This is a genomic window from Catellatospora bangladeshensis, from assembly GCF_016862575.1.
Classification (GTDB): domain Bacteria; phylum Actinomycetota; class Actinomycetes; order Mycobacteriales; family Micromonosporaceae; genus Catellatospora; species Catellatospora bangladeshensis.
The window spans coordinates 65,161-81,567 of record NZ_BONF01000019.1; the positions used below are offsets into that span (position 1 = coordinate 65,161).

Annotated in this window: 16 protein-coding genes; 11 read left to right on the forward strand and 5 right to left on the reverse strand. The window is 72.8% G+C overall.

Going from position 1 to position 16,407, the window contains the following annotated elements; translation table 11 throughout:
- Positions 1-94: 94 nt before the first annotated feature.
- From Cba03nite_RS17710 to Cba03nite_RS17735, 6 genes are all read left to right on the forward strand, one after another.
- A complete protein-coding gene (locus tag Cba03nite_RS17710; RefSeq protein WP_203747104.1) occupies positions 95-1,414 on the forward strand; it encodes a DUF1800 domain-containing protein in 1,320 nt (439 codons plus the stop codon).
- A 19-nt stretch (positions 1,415-1,433) separates the two neighbouring features.
- On the forward strand, positions 1,434-2,672 hold the full coding sequence (locus Cba03nite_RS17715) for a DUF1501 domain-containing protein (RefSeq protein ID WP_203747106.1): 1,239 nt from the start codon (positions 1,434-1,436) through the stop codon (positions 2,670-2,672).
- 54 nt (positions 2,673-2,726) lie between these two features.
- Positions 2,727-3,386: a copper resistance CopC family protein gene (locus Cba03nite_RS17720; protein ID WP_203747108.1), complete on the forward strand. Its 660-nt coding sequence runs from the start codon at positions 2,727-2,729 to the stop codon at positions 3,384-3,386.
- A 97-nt stretch (positions 3,387-3,483) separates the two neighbouring features.
- Complete coding sequence (locus Cba03nite_RS17725; RefSeq protein ID WP_239125821.1) at positions 3,484-4,248, forward strand: pyridoxamine 5'-phosphate oxidase family protein; 765 nt, start codon at positions 3,484-3,486, stop codon at positions 4,246-4,248.
- 130 nt (positions 4,249-4,378) lie between these two features.
- A complete protein-coding gene (locus Cba03nite_RS17730) occupies positions 4,379-5,062 on the forward strand; it encodes a hypothetical protein (protein ID WP_203747110.1) in 684 nt (227 codons plus the stop codon).
- Positions 5,063-5,193: 131 nt separating this feature from the next.
- Positions 5,194-6,606, forward strand: a complete 1,413-nt coding sequence (locus Cba03nite_RS17735) for a carbohydrate-binding protein (RefSeq protein ID WP_373315757.1) — start codon at positions 5,194-5,196, stop codon at positions 6,604-6,606.
- A 64-nt stretch (positions 6,607-6,670) separates the two neighbouring features.
- On the opposite strand, the gene Cba03nite_RS17740 is transcribed toward Cba03nite_RS17735, so the two are convergent.
- The 3 genes from Cba03nite_RS17740 to Cba03nite_RS17750 are packed head-to-tail and all read right to left on the reverse strand — an operon-like array spanning position 6,671 to position 8,925.
- Positions 6,671-7,060, reverse strand: coding sequence for a PPOX class F420-dependent oxidoreductase (locus Cba03nite_RS17740; protein WP_203747112.1), 390 nt, complete (start codon positions 7,058-7,060; stop codon positions 6,671-6,673).
- Positions 7,061-7,087: 27 nt separating this feature from the next.
- Complete coding sequence (locus tag Cba03nite_RS17745; RefSeq protein ID WP_203747115.1) at positions 7,088-7,744, reverse strand: response regulator; 657 nt, start codon at positions 7,742-7,744, stop codon at positions 7,088-7,090.
- Positions 7,741-8,925: a sensor histidine kinase gene (locus tag Cba03nite_RS17750; RefSeq protein WP_203747117.1), complete on the reverse strand. Its 1,185-nt coding sequence runs from the start codon at positions 8,923-8,925 to the stop codon at positions 7,741-7,743. The genes Cba03nite_RS17745 and Cba03nite_RS17750 overlap by 4 nt, the downstream gene beginning before the upstream one ends.
- A gap of 131 nt (positions 8,926-9,056) precedes the next feature.
- Here Cba03nite_RS17750 and Cba03nite_RS17755 point away from each other — a divergent pair, with 131 nt between their 5' ends.
- Positions 9,057-9,602, forward strand: coding sequence for a hypothetical protein (locus Cba03nite_RS17755; protein ID WP_203747119.1), 546 nt, complete (start codon positions 9,057-9,059; stop codon positions 9,600-9,602).
- A gap of 108 nt (positions 9,603-9,710) precedes the next feature.
- Here the strand turns inward: Cba03nite_RS17755 and Cba03nite_RS17760 are convergent, their stop codons facing one another.
- Entirely contained in the window at positions 9,711-10,328 is a 618-nt protein-coding gene (locus Cba03nite_RS17760) for an HAD family hydrolase (protein WP_203747121.1), read from the reverse strand.
- 23 nt (positions 10,329-10,351) lie between these two features.
- Between Cba03nite_RS17760 and Cba03nite_RS17765 the strand changes: the two genes are divergently transcribed.
- The gene (locus tag Cba03nite_RS17765) at positions 10,352-11,803 is read left to right on the forward strand and encodes a serine/threonine-protein kinase (RefSeq protein ID WP_203747124.1); all 1,452 of its coding nucleotides are present in this window, start codon (positions 10,352-10,354) and stop codon (positions 11,801-11,803) included.
- A gap of 2 nt (positions 11,804-11,805) precedes the next feature.
- On the opposite strand, the gene Cba03nite_RS17770 is transcribed toward Cba03nite_RS17765, so the two are convergent.
- Positions 11,806-12,444 carry an HdeD family acid-resistance protein gene (locus Cba03nite_RS17770; protein WP_203747126.1) on the reverse strand — a complete coding sequence of 213 codons (639 nt, stop codon included), beginning with the start codon at positions 12,442-12,444 and terminating at the stop codon, positions 11,806-11,808.
- Positions 12,445-12,579: 135 nt separating this feature from the next.
- On the opposite strand from Cba03nite_RS17770, the gene Cba03nite_RS17775 reads away from it, so the two are divergent.
- Genes Cba03nite_RS17775 through Cba03nite_RS17785 form a run of 3 tightly spaced genes read left to right on the forward strand, consistent with a single transcriptional unit; the run spans position 12,580 to position 16,404 of the window.
- A complete protein-coding gene (locus Cba03nite_RS17775; RefSeq protein ID WP_203747128.1) occupies positions 12,580-12,930 on the forward strand; it encodes an SCP2 sterol-binding domain-containing protein in 351 nt (116 codons plus the stop codon).
- Positions 12,923-14,986: an amylo-alpha-1,6-glucosidase gene (locus tag Cba03nite_RS17780; protein WP_203747130.1), complete on the forward strand. Its 2,064-nt coding sequence runs from the start codon at positions 12,923-12,925 to the stop codon at positions 14,984-14,986. Before Cba03nite_RS17775 ends, Cba03nite_RS17780 begins: the two co-directional genes overlap by 8 nt.
- Positions 14,983-16,404 (forward strand): MFS transporter, encoded by a 1,422-nt coding sequence (locus Cba03nite_RS17785; protein WP_239125822.1) that lies wholly within the window; start codon positions 14,983-14,985, stop codon positions 16,402-16,404. The genes Cba03nite_RS17780 and Cba03nite_RS17785 overlap by 4 nt, the downstream gene beginning before the upstream one ends.
- Positions 16,405-16,407: the final 3 nt, after the last annotated feature.

Consider the following 16,407-nt stretch of genomic DNA (forward strand, 5'->3'; position numbering starts at 1 on the left):
GATCGTCGTGGTGTTGGGCGGGCGGGGCGGGACTTTACGTTGCTCGAACATCGCGCGGGGGTGGGGCTGATCTTTGTGCTTTTAGGATCGGGGTATGGGTGAGCGTGAGAGGGTCGCGCACCTGCTGCGGCGGGCGACGTTCGGGCCGACCGCCGATGAGGTGGACCGGGCCGAGCGCGACGGGTACGCGGCGACCGTCGAGCGGCTGCTGAAACCCGGCGGAGACGACGCCGGGGCGGCGCGTACGCCGGTGCCGGAGCTGGGGGCGGATCCGTATCAGAGCCTGGTCAAGGGCGCCTCGCGGGAGCAGCGGCAGAAGGCGCGGCAGGCGCGTAAGGCGCAGGTGCAGGAGCTGACGCACTGGTGGGTGGACCGCATGATCGCGGCCGAGCACCAGTTCGGCGAGAAGCTGGTGTTCTTCTGGCACGGGCACTGGGCGACCAGCGTGCAGAAGGTCAACTCGGCGCACCTGATGCTGGCCCAGCAGCAGGTGTTCCGGCGCGAAGGGCGCGGGGACTTCGGCGGCCTGGTGCGGGCCATGCTGCGTGACGCGGCGCTGATCCACTGGCTGGACGGGCAGCGCAACACCCGCAAGGCGCCCAACGAGAACCTGGCCCGCGAGCTGATGGAGCTGTTCACGCTGGGCATCGGCGCGTACACCGAGGCCGACGTGAAGGCCGCGGCGCGGGCGCTGACCGGCTGGACCGTCAACCGGGACACCGGCAAGGCCGTGTTCCAGCCCGCGCGGCACGACAGGACGGACAAGACGGTGCTCGGGCGCACCGGCCCCCTGGACGCCGACGGCCTGGCCGCGATCCTGCTGGACCAGCCCGCGGCGGCCACGTTCCTGCCCGCGCGGCTGTGGTTCCGGTTCGCCTCCGGCGAGCCCATGCCCGACGCGGTGCGCGACCGGCTGTCCGCCGCGTTCGCCGGGCGCGACGTGTCCGCGCTGCTGCGGGCGCTGCTCACCGACGAGGCGTTCGGCGGCACCGGCGGGCAGCTGGTCAAGCAGCCGGTGGAGTGGCTGGTGGGCGCGGTGCGCCAGCTCGGCGCGGCCGGCACCGCGGCCGGGATGAAGCAGCGCAAGCAGGTCTACCAGGGGCTCAGCCGGCTCGACCAGGTGCCGTTCCGGCCGCCGAGCGTCGGCGGGTGGCCGTCGGGCACCGCGTGGCTCAACACGTTCAGCACGCAGACGAAGGTGCAGCTGGCGCAGGCGCTGGCCGCCGCGGCGAGCCCCGCGTTCACCGAGCGGCTGTCCGCCGCGCCCGCCGCCGGGCGGCCGGAGGCGCTGGCCCGCCTGCTGGTGGTGGACGCGTGGACCGACCGCACCCGCGCGGTGCTGGCCGAGGCCGCCGAGGACGTACGCAGGCTGACCGTGCTGGGGCTGATCAGCCCCGAGTACACCGTCCACTGAGACCCGGGGAGGAACGGCCATGGACAAGACGACCCGGCGCAGGTTCCTGATCGCCAGCGGGGTGGTCGGCGGCGGCGCGCTGGCGGCCGGCGCCGCCACGCTGAGCCTCACCGATCTGTTCGACACCGCAGGCGAGCGGCCCGAGGGCGCGAAGACCCTGGTCGTGATCACGCTGTACGGCGGCAACGACGGCCTCAACACCGTGGTCCCGCACGCCGACAAGGCGTACCAGGACGCGCGGCCGGAGCTGGCGTACGACGGCGGCGAGGTGCTCCGCCTCGACGACGGCACCGGCCTGAACCCGGGGCTGAAGGGCCTGCACGGGCTGTTCGGCACGAAGCGGCTGGCGATCGTGCGCGGCGTCGGCTACCCCAAGCCCGACCGCAGCCACTTCCGCTCCATGGACATCTGGCAGACCGCCTCCCCCGAGCGGCCCGGCAACACCGGCTGGATCGGCCGCTGGCTCGACGGCGCGGGCGCCGACCCGCGGCTGGCCGTGTCGTTCGAGAAGGTGCTGCCGCCGCTGCTGGCCGGGCAGAACTGTGCCGGGGCGGTCATCGGCGCGGCCGACGCGAAGCTGCCCAAGGCGGTCACCGCCGACGTGCTCGCCGGGCTCGCCGCGCCCGCCGCCGGTGAGCCGCCGCTGCAGGCCCGCGCCGCGGCGTGCTTCGGCGACCTGGCCCGCGTACGCGAGATGGCGCAGCAGGTGAAGGACGCCGCCGACGAGGAGGACGGCACCGACGGGGGCGACGACACCCCCGCCGCGACCGGCACCGGCGGCCTGGCCGGGCTGCAGGCGCAGCTCGGCCTGGTGGCGCAGTGCATCGAGGCGGGCGTGGCCACCCGGGTCTTCTCCGTGTCGCTGGGCGGCTTCGACACCCACGCCGACGAGCGCAACCTGCAGGAGACGCTGCTGTCCTACCTGGACCGGGGCGTGACCGCGTTCTACCAGCGGATCAACGCGCACCCGGCGGGCAGGGACGTGGTGGTGCTGATCTACTCCGAGTTCGGGCGGCGGGTGCGGGCCAACGCCTCCGACGGCACCGACCACGGCACCGCGTCCAACGTGTTCCTGCTGGGCGAGTCGGTGCCCGGCGGCCTGTACGGCGAGCAGCCCAGCCTGACCGACCTCGACGACGGCGACCTGAAGTTCACCACGGACTTCCGGGACGTGTACGCCACCGTCCTGGACCGCGTCCTGCAGGACGATCCAGGCCGTGCTCTCGGCGGCTGGCAGGACAGCCTGTCCTGGTGGTGACCTCCACCTGGGACAGGCTGGTGCGGTGGGCTTCGATCCCTTAGGTTCATCGCCATGCTTCGAAAGATCGCGGTCGTGCTCGCCGTCGTCGCCGCCGTCGCGCTGGTGCCCGCGCCCGCGCAGGCGCACGGGCAGCTCGCGTTCTCCGACCCGGCCGACAAGAGCACGGTGACCGAGCCGCTGGTGGACGTGCGGCTCTACTTCACCGAGAAGCCCGCCTCGAACGCGTTCTTCAGCATCACCGCGCCGGACGGCACCCGGGTGGACCGCGGCTGGTCCGGTGGCGAGCCGAAGCCGCTGCCCACGCCGGTGCAGGAGCTGAACCTGGTCAACGGCAACTGGGAGCCCAAGGTCTACAACATAGGGTTCCCCACGGTGATCCCGGTGGGGTACTGGCCGCAGACCGGCGTCTACACCATCACCTACAAGTCGGTGGCCAGCGACGGCGACCGGGTGGCCGGTGAGATCCGCTTCGACTACCAGGGCAGGCTCACCCAGGCCCCGGCCGACTGGCAGGCGCCGACCAACCAGCCCGACCCGGCGCTGGACGAGCACGGGCCGACGGCCGGATCGGTGGCGACCCTCAGCGCCACCTCGCCGGACGCGCCCCTCGCCCCCACCTCCACGACCTGGCCGTACTGGGTGCTCGGGGCGCTGATCGCGGTGCTGGCCGGGGTCGGCGTGCTGCAGCACCAGCGGCGTAACACCCGCTGACGGGGCCCGTGTCGCACCTGATGTGCGACGCGGGCGCCCTCCCATCCGCGAATCTCGATCGCGTGCGCCGGCGCACGCCGGGCGGAGGGAGGCGGCAGTGACGAGCATCGCCGTGGTCCAGGGATCGGCCGGGGAGCGGGCGCTGCAGGCCGCGCACGGCACGGCCGAGCGGGCACAGCGCTTCTACGACCAGCAGGTCCTCGACCACCTCAACGAGCGCATGATCACCTTCGTACGGGCGCAGGAGATGGTCTTCGTGGCCACCGCCGACGCGCACGGCGAGTGCGACGCCACGTTCCGCGCCGGGCCGGCCGGGTTCGTGCACGTGGTGGGGCCGACCCGGCTGATGTGGCCGGAGTACCGAGGCAACGGCGTGCTGGCCAGCCTGGGCAACATCAGCGAGAACGCGCACGTCGGGCTGCTGTTCATGGACTTCGTCAAGGACGTCATCGGGCTGCACGTCAACGGCCGCGCCACGGTCATGGAGGACGCGCAGGCCCGCGCCGAGTGCCCGGAGCTGCCGGTGGACCCGGTGCCGGGACGGCGGGCCGAGCGCTGGGTGGTGGTGGACGTGATGGAGGCGTACATCCACTGCGCCAAGCACATCCCGCGCATGGTCAAGGCGCCGCGGGAGCGCGCCTGGGGCACCGACGACGTACGCCGCAAGGGCGGCGACTTCTTCGGCGCGGCGGCGTCACAGCCGGAACGCGCCGAGCGCCCTGAAAAGGAGCAGAATGGCGACAATCGTCGCGGCGGAGCCGGCCGGTGGCGGCGCCTGCTCCGCCTTCCGTGGCGTCGGGGCAGGTCAGACGTACCGGACCCGTCCGCGGGGGCACCCGCACGGGGTCGGCGGGCCGGGTGAACAGCCTTCCCCCGAAACGGCTGGTTGGCTACGATTCTGCCTGCCCTCACCGGTGGTGTACCGCGCCTGGGGGACGTGCCCGGCCGAGGTCGGTCGCGGCGTCCGAACGCTACGGTGAGGAGATCGCCACATGACCGACAACCGGCTGAAGGGCCGCGTCAAGGGCCTGTTCGGCGGCGCCGCCGCGGACGCCGAGGTGCTGGAGCACGCCGAGCCGGTGCTCGCCGATCCGGAGGCCGAGCGCCAGGCGCTGCAGGTGCTGGTGCTGGCCCGGCGGACCGCCGACGAGCACATCGCGACCGCGCAGCAGGAGGCGAGCCGCATCCACGCCGAGGCGCGCGCCAAGTCCGAGGAGATCGCCCGCGAGGCGCGCGCGATGGTCGAGACGGCGCGCGAGGAGGCCGCCCGGATCCAGGCCGCCGCGCAGGCCAAGGCGGTGGAGGTCTCCCGCGAGGCGCAGGCGCACGCGGAGACGACCCGGCGCGAGAGCGAGAAGGTGCTGACCGACGCGCGGCACCGCGCCGAGGACATCCTCGACGACGCCCAGGCCAAGGCCGACCGGCTGGAGGGCGACGCGCTGCAGCAGTACGAGGACGTGGTCGGCAGCCTGGAGGGCAAGCGGGCGGCGCTGCAGCAGCGCATCGAGGGCCTGCAGCAGTTCGACCGGGAGTACCGGGCGCGCCTGCGCAAGTTCATGAGCGGGCAGCTGGAGGCGCTGGACGCCGACGAGCCGTCGCTGGCCGAGGTGGAGCAGCACATGGTCGCCGACGTGCCGCCGCAGGCCACCCGGCAGCAGCCGGTGCGCCGCCGCTGAGCCCGCGGAGATCCTGATCGGAGGGCCCGTCACCGCGCTGGTGGCGGGCCTTTCTTAACTAATGCTTAAACACCACATTGGCACCCGTGCACCCATGGACATTGACAGTAAGCTTTCCTAATAATGACGCCATGCCGAACACTCCCACCCGCTCGATCCGCCGCTCGGCGCGCTGGGCGATCGCCGTCGCCGCCAGCGTGACGGCGACCCTGGCCGTGGCCATGGTCTCCGCCCCGAACGGCCAGGCCGCCCCCACCCCGGTGGCCGCGCTCGTCGCCTGCTCCGCCCCGGCCTGGGCCGAGGGCAACACCTACACCGCCGGCACCCAGGTCACCTACAACGGCCGCCTGTACCAGGCCCTGGTCACCCACACCGCGCACGTGGGCGCCGGCTGGAACCCCGCGGCCACCCCGTCGCTGTGGAAGGACCTCGGCGCCTGCGACGGCACCCCGCCGTCGCCGTCCGCCTCGGCCTCCCCGTCCCGGCCGCCGTCGCCGTCGCCGTCGCCGTCCGCGTCGCCCTCGCGGCCGCCGTCGCCCTCCCCGTCGGTGTCGGCCCCGCCGTCGCCGTCCACCTCGCCCGGCGGCACCACCTGCCCGGTCAAGTCCCGGCCCACCGGCAAGGTGCTGCACGGCTACTGGGAGAACTGGGACGGCTCGTCCAACGGCGTGCACCCGCCGTTCGGCTGGACCCCGATCACCAACGCAGCCATCCGCCAGCACGGCTACAACGTCATCAACGCCGCCTTCCCGGTGATCCTCTCCGACGGCACCGTGAAGTGGGAGGACGGCATGGACGCGGGCGTCAAGGTCGCCACCCCGGCCGAGATGTGCGAGGCCAAGGCGGCCGGCCTGACCATCCTGCTGTCCATCGGCGGCGCCACCGCCGGCATCGACCTCAGCTCCTCAGCCGTGGCCGACCGGTTCGTCGCCACCGTCGTGCCGATCCTGAAGAAGTACAACTTCGACGGCATCGACATCGACATCGAGACCGGCCTGTCCGGCAGCGGCAACATCAACACGCTGTCCACCTCGCAGGCCAACCTGATCCGCATCATCGACGGCGTGCTCGCGCAGATGCCGTCCAACTTCGGCCTCACCATGGCGCCGGAGACCGCGTACGTCACCGGCGGCAGCGTCACCTACGGCTCGATCTGGGGCTCGTACCTGCCGATCATCAAGAAGTACGCCGACAACGGCCGCCTGTGGTGGCTGAACATGCAGTACTACAACGGCAGCATGTACGGCTGCGCCGGTGACTCCTACTCGGCGGGCACCGTGCAGGGCTTCGTCGCGCAGACCAACTGCCTCAACACCGGCCTGGTCATCCAGGGCGTGACGATCCGGGTGCCGTTCGACAAGCAGGTCCCCGGCCTGCCCGCGCAGGTCGGCGCCGGTGGCGGCTACATGTCGCCGTCCCTGGTGTCCCAGGCCTGGAACACGTACAACGGCCAGCTCAAGGGCCTGATGACCTGGTCCATCAACTGGGACGGCTCCAAGAACTGGACCTTCGGCGACAACGTCAAGGCCCTCCAGGGCCGCTGACCGAAACAAGGAAGGGCACCTTCTTAACGCTATGCGTAGAGGAAGGTGCCCTTCTTAACGCGTCTCAGCGGGAGAACACCTTGACCGGGGTCACCCGGCACACGACCCGCACGCTGGCCGGATCGTGCTCGGTGAACGGGCCGCCCGTGTAGCGCTGGGACAGCTCCTGGATCAGCTCCGGGCCGCCCTGCTCGGTCATCGTCACCTCGCCCCGGACCTCGACGTACTGGTACGGGTTCGCCGGGTCGAACAGGGTCAGCGACACCCGCGGCTCGCGCTGCATGTTGCGCGTCTTGCGGCGGCCGAGGATGGTCGAGAAGACGACGTCGTCGCCGTCGCGTTTGACCCAGACGACGCTGCTCTGCGGCGACCCGTTCGGGTTCACCGTGGCCAGCGTGGCGAAGGTGTCGGCGTCGATGAGCCGCTTGGCGAGTTCGGAGAGTGCAACGGTCACCCGGCCACCCTACGCGCCGCACGGCGGTCACGACGGCGGCCGCAGACCGTGTTCCCGGGCCAGGATCGCCGCCTGCACCCGGCTGCGCAGGCCCAGTTTCGCCAGGATCCGGCTGACGTGCGTCTTCACCGTCGCCTCCGCCATGTGCAGGGCCAGCGCCGCGTCCGCGTTGGACAGCCCGGCTCCGAGGCAGCCGAGCACGTCCCGTTCCCGGCCGGTCAGCGTGTCCAGGTCCGGCACGGCGGCCGGGTCGGTCCAGCCCGGCGCGGCCAGGAATCGGTCCAGCAGCCGCCGCGTCGCCGCCGGGGCGATGATCGCGTCGCCGCGGGCCACCGTGCGCACCGCCTCGGCCAGCGCCGCCGCCTCGATGTCCTTGAGCAGGAAACCCGCCGCCCCGGCCCGCAGCCCGCCGAACACGTACTCGTCGAGGTCGAACGTGGTCAGGATGAGCACCTGCGCGAGCTGCTCCGCCACGATCTCCCGGGTGGCGGCGATGCCGTCGAGCACCGGCATGCGCACGTCGAGCAGCGCCACGTCGGGCCGCTCGCGGCGGCACAGCTCGACCGCCCGCGCCCCGTCGGCGGCCTCTCCCACCACCTCGATGTCCGGCTGCGTGCCCAGGATCAGCACGATGCCCGAGCGCACGGCGGGCTGGTCGTCGGCGACCACCACCCGGATGCTCATCGGCTCGCCGCCGGGTCGTGCCGCAGCGGCAGCTCCGCCCGCAGCCGCCAGCGGCCGTCGACGGCTGCCGCGGTCAGCGTGCCGCCGAGCAGGGCGGCCCGCTCCCGCATGCCGATCAGGCCATGCCCACTGCCGGTGGCAGCGGGCCCCGGCCGCACCGGGTTGTCCATCTCTATCAGCACGCGGTCGGCGTCGGCGTCGACGCGCAGGACGGCCGTGCCGGTGCCGTGCTTCCAGGCGTTGGTGAGGCTCTCCCCCACGATCCGGTGCGCGGCGAAGTCGACGCTCACCGGCAGCGCCCGGTCCGTGCCGGCCGTATGCGCCTCGACGGCCAGCCCGGTGGCCTGGGCCTGTGCGAGCAGCTGCGGCAGCGACGCCAGGCCGGGCCGGGCCGCCGGATCGGCGCCTTCGCCGTCGCCGGTGTCGCGGAGCAGGCCGATCATCTGCCGCATCTCGGCCAGGCCGGACACGCTGCTCTCCCGGATCTGCTCGACGGCGCGGCGGACCAGCTGCGGGCTGGGGTCGGGTGCGGACAGCACCGCGGTGGCGTGGATGGCGATCGCGCTGAGCTGGTTGGCGACCACGTCGTGCAGCTCGCGGGCCATCCGGGCGCGCTCGTCGGCGACGGCCTGCCGGCGTTCCCAGGCGGCCAGCCGCGCCGTCTCCTCGGCCCGCTGCCGCTGGATCCGGGCCTGCTCGCGGTACTGCCGCACGCTGATGCCGGTCACCGTGGGCAGCACCACGACCAGCGCGACGACCAGGCCCAGCACGATGCCGCGCCAGTCGCCGGAGAGGAGCACCCCCGCGACGGCGGCCAGCACCGAGCCGGCCACCCCGCCGATCAGGTTGGCCCGCCACAGCCAGGCGCGGCCGTAGACGCAGGCGTCGTACACCACCTGCGTGAAGATCAGCGCGGTGCCCAGCGAGCCGCCGAGCATCGTGTCGGCGGCCAGCGCGACCAGGCCGATGCCCTCCGCCGTGCCCGGGGCGAGGCGGCGCAGCAGGCAGCAGCCCGCCATCACGGTCATCGGCACGAGCAGCAGCCAGTCCGGCGCCCCGGACCAGGGCCCGTCGCCGAGGAACATGCGCCAGCCGCCCGCGGCGTACAGCAGCAGGCCGCCCGCGAACGAGACCAGGCTGATCGCCAGGTCGGTCCGCCACGAGGGCCAGCGCGCGGTCATGACTTGATCACAACACATCGCGCGGGGTCCGGCGACCGGCCCGGGACGGAGGCCGCCTACATCCTTCGGTGTACGCCGTTCTCGTGCCGCGCTCCGAGGCGCGGGGACCGAACGGCGGCGACGATCGGGACATGCTGCTGTTCGTCATCGCCGCGTGCGAGATCGGGTTCTGGGTCATCCTCGGCGCCGGGCTGGCTGCCCGCTACCTGCTGCGCTGGCCGGCCGTCTCGGCGGTGCTGCTGGTCGGGGTGCCCGTGGTGGACCTGGTGCTGCTCGCGGCGACGGCCGTCGACCTGCACCGCGGGGCCACCGCGACGTTCGCGCACGGCCTGGCCGCGGCGTATCTGGGCTTCTCGGTGGCGTTCGGGCACTCGATGGTGCGCTGGGCCGACGTGCGGTTCGCGCACCGCTTCGCGGGCGGCCCGGCCCCGGTCCCGCCGCCGCGCTACGGCGCGGCCCGCACCCGGCACGAGTGGCGCGAGTGGGGCAAGGCGTTCGTGGCCTGGCTCATCGCGGTGGTGCTGCTGGCCGCGGCCATCTGGTACGTCGGCGACGCCGCGCGCACCGCCGAGCTGGCGGGCTGGATCCAGCGGCTGACCGTGGTGCTGCTGATCTGGCTGGCGGGCTGGCCCGTCTGGTACACGCTGTTCCCCAAGCGCGAGCCAAGCCGGGTATAGGCCGGCGCTACGGCCACAACTTCAGGGTTGTACCCACAACCCAGAAGTTGTGGCCCCGGGGAGCACACACCGTCCCGGCGGAGGCAACCCGGAAGTTGCCTCGGCAACTCAGTGGTTGCCCAGCGCCGCGGACGGTGTCCGCTCCCACGGCGGCGGCACCCTAACAGCGGCCATGCCGGCGGCGGCCGCGGCCTGCATGCCCAGGTCGGTGTCCTCGAAGACGAGGCAGTGCTCGGGTGCGACGCCCAGGTGCGCGGCGGCCAGCAGGAAGCACTCCGGGTCGGGCTTGCCCCGGGTGTACTCACCGGCGCAGACCAGCACGTCGAAGCGGTCCAGCAGGCCGAGGGTGCACAGCGACAGGGAGACCGGCTCGCGGGTGCCGCCGGACACCACGGCCATCGGCACCCGGCCGTGCCCGTCCTCGACGTGCCACACCACCTCGGGCACGGCGGTCAGCTCCGGCAGCAGCTCCTGGTAGAGCTCCTCGCGGCGGCGGTCGACCTCCGGCACCGGCATGTCCAGGCCCTGCGCCGCGTTGAGGTCGACGATGATGTCGAGCACCGACCGGCCGCCCCAGGCGTAGAACAGCTCCTCGGACAGCTCGCAGCCGTGCTCGCCGAGCGCCTGCTGCCAGGCGCGGAAGTGCAGCGGCATGTTGTCGGCGATGGTGCCGTCGCAGTCGAACAGGTAGGCCCGGAACTCCCCGGGCGGCAGAGCCAGCGTCACCGGCGCAGCCTACTGTGACGGGCATGACGGCGACCCACCCCGGACTGCTCAACGGCCGCTACCGCATGGACGAGCGCATCGGCGCGGGCGGCATGGGCGAGGTGTGGCGGGCCACCGACGTGGTGCTGGGCCGCCCGGTCGCGGTGAAGACGGTGCTGGCCGCGCTCGCCGACGACGAGGACTTCACCCGCCGCTTCCTCGCCGAGGCGCGGGCCATGGCGGGGGTACGCCATCCGGGCGTGGTCGCCATCCACGACTTCCAGCACGGGCCCGACGGCGCCTACCTGGTGATGGAGTACGTCGACGGCGAGCCGCTGTCCAAGGTGCTCACCCGGTACGGCAGGCTGTCCGCGCCGGCCACGCTGCACCTGGTCGGGCAGGCGACGAACGCGCTGCACGCGGTGCACGGCCGGGGCATCGTGCACCGTGACGTGAAGCCGGGCAACCTGCTGGTCCGTCCGGACGGGACGCTGCTGCTCACCGACTTCGGCATCGCCCGGCGCGACGGCGCGACGGCGCTGACCGCGACCGGCGCGGTCATCGGCACGCTGTCCTATCTGGCCCCGGAGCAGGTGCTGGGCCACCCGGCGACCCCGCGCAGCGACGTGTACGCGCTCGGCGTGGTCGCGTACGAGTGCCTGACCGGGCGGCGGCCGTTCCTCGCCGAGAACCCGTTCGCGGCGGCGATGATGCGGCTCAGCCAGCCGCCCCCGCCGCTGGGGCCGGAGGTGCCCGCGCCGGTGACGGCGCTGATCGAGCGGGCGCTGGCGGCCGACCCGGAGGCGCGCTGGGCGAGCGCGGCCGCGTTCGGCGCGGCGATCGCGCAGGTCGCGGCGGCCCTGCGCGGCGCGGTCGCACCCCCGCCCGGGGCCGAGCCGACCGTGGCGCAGCAGCAGCGGGCCATGCCGCCCACTCTGATCGAGCCCGGCAACGCCGCGACCGTCGTGGTCACCCCCACCCCGACCCCGTCGTCCTTCGCCGGGCAGGGGCCGCGCGACGGCCTGACGGCCCCCTACCCCGGCCCGGTGACCGTCGGCTCGGCCACGCCGCCGCCGGGGCAGGAGACCTCCGGCGGCGGCCCGGCGGGCAGCCTGCCCGTGCCCGCCGGGTTCGCCGCGCGGGACGGCTACTACGTGCCCACGTCGCCGATGTGCTGGGGCGGCCTGGTCATCCCCGGCGGCCTCGGGCGGACGCCGAAGCGCTACCGCCCGGACGAGGAGCACTACTGGGAGACGTTCGCGGCCGGCGAGCTGCCCGAGGATGCCGTCTACCTGCGGCAGGAGGAGCTGATCGAGCATCCGGCGGTGGCCGCGGTGTGCAACCCGCGGGTGCTGGCGGCGTGCAGCCGTGACCCGCGCCGCACCACCGGCTGGGAGCTGGAGCCGTGGCCGGTGCAGATCGGCCGGGACCGGTGGATCTTCCACTGCCTGGCGGGTCCCGGCACGGGCGAGTGGTTCGGCACCGAGTTCGGCTGAGGTCACTCCGCGCGGGCGGCGCGGACCATGTCGCGTACCCGGAAGGCCATCACGAAGTCGGTGATGGCCCGCATCAGCGCGATCACCCCGATGACCACGACCAGCAGGGCGACCGAGCGGAAGAACCGCCCGGCGGCCCACAGGCCCAGCAGCAGCTCCAGCATGCCCACGAGCAGCCCGACCCACCACAGGTCGTGCTCGCGCTTGCTCAGGAACGCCAGCACGATGTCGGCCGCGCCCTTGAACAGCAGGTACCAGCCGAGGATCGCGGCCAGCCAGAACACCGTCCTGCCCGGGTTGATGAACGCGAAGAACCCGGTGAGCAGGAAGACGATGCCGAGGATGCCGTGCAGCCAGCGCCAGCCGGGCGCGAAGAACATGTCGAACAGCTCGGCGACCGCGGCCACCAGGATCACGATCCCGGCGAGCACGGCGACGGTCTTCAGGCTGCTGGTGTTGAAGGCGAGCACCACCCAGGCGATGACCAGCCAGAAGCAGCCGGTGATCAGGAAGACCCACCACGGCACCCAGGTCAGCCCGGCGACCTTGCCGCGCGGGGCGAGCGGGTTGCCGGCCAGGTCGGCCACTGGTGAGGGCATGCGGGCCGGGCCGGACCGGCCGTTGCCGGAGACGCTGCTCATGCGTACACGATGCGCTCTTGACCGGGCTTATGTGGCGAAGTTGCCAGCACTGCCGCGAATCGCATTCAAAGCCCATCAAACGGCTGCCAGTATTACGCTCAGGACAACCCGCCCCTCTCGGAGGAGTTGATCGCCATGTCCACGGCGACCGAGACGTTCTTTGCCGAACTCGGCAGACGCGGCCATGAGCCGCTGCTGCGCCGGGTCACCGGCAGCATCAGGTTCGACATCGGCGAAGGCCGGGCCGTGCAGCGCTGGCTGGTGGACATCGACCACGGCGACGTCGCCGTGTCCAAGCGCGCCCGCGGCGGCGACTGCACCGTGCGGACCGACACCGCCACCTTCGACAGCATCCTGCAGGGCTCCGACAACACCATGGCCGCCTACCTACGCGGCGCCATCGGCGCCGAGGGCGACCCGGAGCTGCTCATGCTCAGCCAGCGCCTGTTCGCCGGCCCGGAACGCACTGGGTACGACCATGGCTGACCAGGTGCGCATCCTGCACGGCAACACGTTCGTGGTCAGCGACGACCGGGGCGACATCGAGGCGTCGCCGACCGACCCGACCGGCCTTTTCGCCTGGGACACCCGCTTCCTGTCCGGCTGGGTGCTGACCGTCGACGGGCAGCGGCTGGCCATGCTCAGCGTCGACGACCTGCAGTACTACCAGACCCAGTTCTTCCTCGTGCCCGGCACCGGCACCGTCTACATCGACGCGAAGCTGTCGGTGATGCGGCTGCGCGAGGTGAGCGACGGCTTCCGTGAGCGGGTGGAGATCCTCAACCACGGCGAGGAGCCGGTCGAGCTGACCGTCCGGCTGGACGCGGGCAGCGACTTCGCCGACCTGTTCGACGTGAAGAACGCCCAGCAGAAGAAGGGCGAACTCTACGCCAAGGCCGAGCGCGACCAGCTGACGTTCGGCTACCGGCGCGAGACCTTCCACCGGCACACGACGGTCACCGCCCAGCCGCGTCCGGACTACGACGAGCAGGGTATGACGTGGAAGGTGCGCATCGCGCCGCAGCAGGGCTGGACCGCGGACCTGCGCGTGGTGCCGGGCGTGCGCGGCTACGACGACAAGCCGATCCTGCTCGCTCCCCCGGCCGTGAATCTGGGCGGCGAGCTGGACAAGTGGCTGGCCGACGCACCCCACCTGGAGAGCGACTGGGAGCCGCTGCACAACACGTACCGGCGCAGCCTGATCGACCTGGCGGCGCTGCGCTTCGCCCCGCTGTCCTCGGGCGGTCGCAGCCTGCCCGCCGCCGGGCTGCCCTGGTTCATGACCATGTTCGGCCGGGACAGCATCTTCACCAGCCTGCAGGCGCTGCCGTTCGTGCCCGAGCTGGCCGCCACCACGCTGCGCGAGCTGGCCGCACGCCAGGGCACCCGGATCGACGACTTCCGCGACGAGGACCCGGGCCGCATCCTGCACGAGATGCGCTACGGCGAGTCGGCGGCGTTCAAGGACCAGCCGCACACGCCCTACTACGGCAACGCCGACGCCACCCCGCTGTTCGTGGTGCTGCTGGACGAGTACGAGCGCTGGACCGGCGACAAGGCCCTGGTGAAGGACCTGGAGCTGGAGGCGCGCGCCGCGCTGCACTGGATCGACGCGTACGCCGACCTGATGGGCGACGGCTACCTCTGGTATCAGCGCCGCAACGAGGAGACCGGCCTGGAGAACCAGTGCTGGAAGGACTCCTGGGACTCCATCTCCTACCGTGACGGCCGCCTGCCCGGCTTCCCCCGGGCCACCTGCGAGCTGCAGGGCTACGCCTACGACGCGCGGGTGCGCGGCGCCCGGATGGCCCGCGAGATCTGGCGCGACCCGGAGTACGCCGCCGAGCTGGAGCGCAAGGCCGCCGACCTGAAGCGGCGCTTCAACCGCGACTACTGGGTCACCGACGGGGAGTACTTCGCACTGGCCCGCGACACCGAGGGCAAGCAGGTCGACGCGCTCTCGTCGAACATCGGGCACCTGCTGTGGAGCGGCATCGTGGACCGGTCCAAGGCGCGGGCGGTGGCCCGGCACCTGATGGGGCCGCGGCTGTTCTCCGGCTGGGGCGTGCGCACGCTGGCCGTGGGCGAGGGCCGCTACAACCCGATCGGCTACCACGTGGGCACGGTGTGGCCGTTCGACTGCTCGTTCATCGCCTGGGGCCTGCGCCGCTACGGCTTCAAGAAGGAGGCGGCGCAGATCGCCGCGGGCATCCTCGACGCGGCCGAGTACTTCGACGGCCGGCTGCCGGAGGCGTTCGGCGGCTACCCGCGCGAGGCGACCCGCTACCCGGTGCAGTACCCGACGGCGTGCAGCCCGCAGGCCTGGTCCACGGGCGCGCCGCTGCTGCTGCTGCGTACCATGCTCGGCCTGCAGCCGCTGGGCGACAGCCTGGTCGTCGACGCGGCGCTGCCGGCCGGCATGGGCCGGATCGAGCTGCTCGGCATTCCGGGCCGCTGGGGCCGGGTGGACGCGTTCGGCCGGGGCCGGGTGCGGGTCGAGGCGCCGAGCCGCCTGCGTCCCTCGCTCGCAGGCCAGCGGTGAGCACGCCGGTGGGGGCCGTGGACGTGACCGGACGGCCCCCGGCCGAGCTGCGCCGGGCGCTGGTGCCGCTGGCGCTGGCGCAGTTCATCTGCAGCTTCGCCGGCTCGAACATGAACGTGATGATCAACGACATCAGCCAGGACCTGAACACCACTGTCCAGGGCGTCCAGATCGCGATCACGATCTTCCTGCTGGTGATGGCGGCGCTGATGATCCCCGGCGGCAAGCTGACCGACCGCTACGGCCGCAAGCGCTGCTTCACCGCCGGGCTCATCCTGTACGGCGTCGGCGCGCTGCTCAGCGCGGTCTCGCCCAGCCTGGGCGTGCTCATCCTGGGCAACTCGATCTTCGAAGGCGTGGGCACGGCGCTGCTCATCCCGCCCGTCTACATCCTGACCACGCTGCTGTTCAGCGGCCTCGCCGCCCGCGCCCGCGCGTTCGGCGCGATCAGCGCGGCGGGCGGCATCGGCGCCGCCGCCGGCCCGCTCATCGGCGGCCTGATCACCTCGGCGGCGAGCTGGCGCTGGGCGTTCGTGTTCCAGGCCGCCGTCATCGCGGCGATCGTCGTGCTCAGCCGCCGGGTCCCCGATCCGCTGCCGCCCGACCCGACCCGGCCCTTCGACACCGGCGGCGCCGTGCTGTCGGCGACCGGCCTGGTCCTGCTCGTCGCGGGCATTCTCGCCGCCGACGACAACGCCTGGCTCATGCTCGCGCTGATCGCCGCCGGCGCGCTGTTCCTGGTGCTGTTCTTCCGCTCGGTGCGGGCCAAGGAGCGCGCCGGGCAGGAGCCGCTGCTGTCCACGGCCCTGTTCCGCAACCGCACCTCGAACCTGGGCCTGGTCACCCAGAACGCGCAGTGGCTGATCCTGATGGGCACCTCGTTCACGGTCGCGGCCTACCTGCAGGTGGTACGCGGCTACGACGCCATCGAGACCGGCGTCATCTTCACCGCCGCGACCGTGGGCCTGCTCGTCTCCTCCCTGGCCGCCGAGCGTCTGGCCAAGCGCCGCCCGCAGCGCACCCTGATCCAGGCCGGGTTCGTGCTCACCGCGATCGGCGTCGCCGCCCTGCTGGCGATGGTCGCGTGGTCGCCGAACGTGTGGGCGTTCGCACCCGGCCTGCTGTTCATCGGCCTCGGGCTGGGCCTGATGCTGACCCCGTCGGTCAACGTCGTGCAGTCCAGCTTCGGCGAGAGCCAGCAGGGCGAGATCTCCGGCCTGTCCCGCAGCGTGTCCAACCTCGGCTCGTCCCTGGGCACCGCGATCGCGGGCACCATCATCGTCGCGGGCATCACGGTGACCCCGCAGCGCTCGTACGCGCTCGCCATGGCCGTGCTCGCCGTGGTGGCCGTAGCCGGCCTCGTCGCCGCCAGCCGCCTGCCCCGCACCCCTCCCCCGGCCGCCGCCCCGCGGCCCTGAGGC

What these genes read in the sequence shown, in the direction of transcription:
- Cba03nite_RS17710 (WP_203747104.1), top strand. Translation starts at nt 95, where the DNA reads ATGGGTGAGCGTGAGAGGGTCGCGCACCTGCTGCGGCGGGCGACGTTC.
- Cba03nite_RS17715 (WP_203747106.1), top strand. Translation starts at nt 1,434, where the DNA reads ATGGACAAGACGACCCGGCGCAGGTTCCTGATCGCCAGCGGGGTGGTC.
- Cba03nite_RS17720 (WP_203747108.1), top strand. Translation starts at nt 2,727, where the DNA reads ATGCTTCGAAAGATCGCGGTCGTGCTCGCCGTCGTCGCCGCCGTCGCG.
- Cba03nite_RS17730 (WP_203747110.1), top strand. Translation starts at nt 4,379, where the DNA reads ATGACCGACAACCGGCTGAAGGGCCGCGTCAAGGGCCTGTTCGGCGGC.
- Cba03nite_RS17735 (WP_373315757.1), top strand. Translation starts at nt 5,194, where the DNA reads ATGCCGAACACTCCCACCCGCTCGATCCGCCGCTCGGCGCGCTGGGCG.
- Cba03nite_RS17745 (WP_203747115.1), bottom strand. Translation starts at nt 7,744, where the DNA reads ATGAGCATCCGGGTGGTGGTCGCCGACGACCAGCCCGCCGTGCGCTCG.
- Cba03nite_RS17750 (WP_203747117.1), bottom strand. Translation starts at nt 8,925, where the DNA reads ATGACCGCGCGCTGGCCCTCGTGGCGGACCGACCTGGCGATCAGCCTG.
- Cba03nite_RS17755 (WP_203747119.1), top strand. Translation starts at nt 9,057, where the DNA reads ATGCTGCTGTTCGTCATCGCCGCGTGCGAGATCGGGTTCTGGGTCATC.
- Cba03nite_RS17765 (WP_203747124.1), top strand. Translation starts at nt 10,352, where the DNA reads ATGACGGCGACCCACCCCGGACTGCTCAACGGCCGCTACCGCATGGAC.
- Cba03nite_RS17770 (WP_203747126.1), bottom strand. Translation starts at nt 12,444, where the DNA reads ATGAGCAGCGTCTCCGGCAACGGCCGGTCCGGCCCGGCCCGCATGCCC.
- Cba03nite_RS17775 (WP_203747128.1), top strand. Translation starts at nt 12,580, where the DNA reads ATGTCCACGGCGACCGAGACGTTCTTTGCCGAACTCGGCAGACGCGGC.
- Cba03nite_RS17780 (WP_203747130.1), top strand. Translation starts at nt 12,923, where the DNA reads ATGGCTGACCAGGTGCGCATCCTGCACGGCAACACGTTCGTGGTCAGC.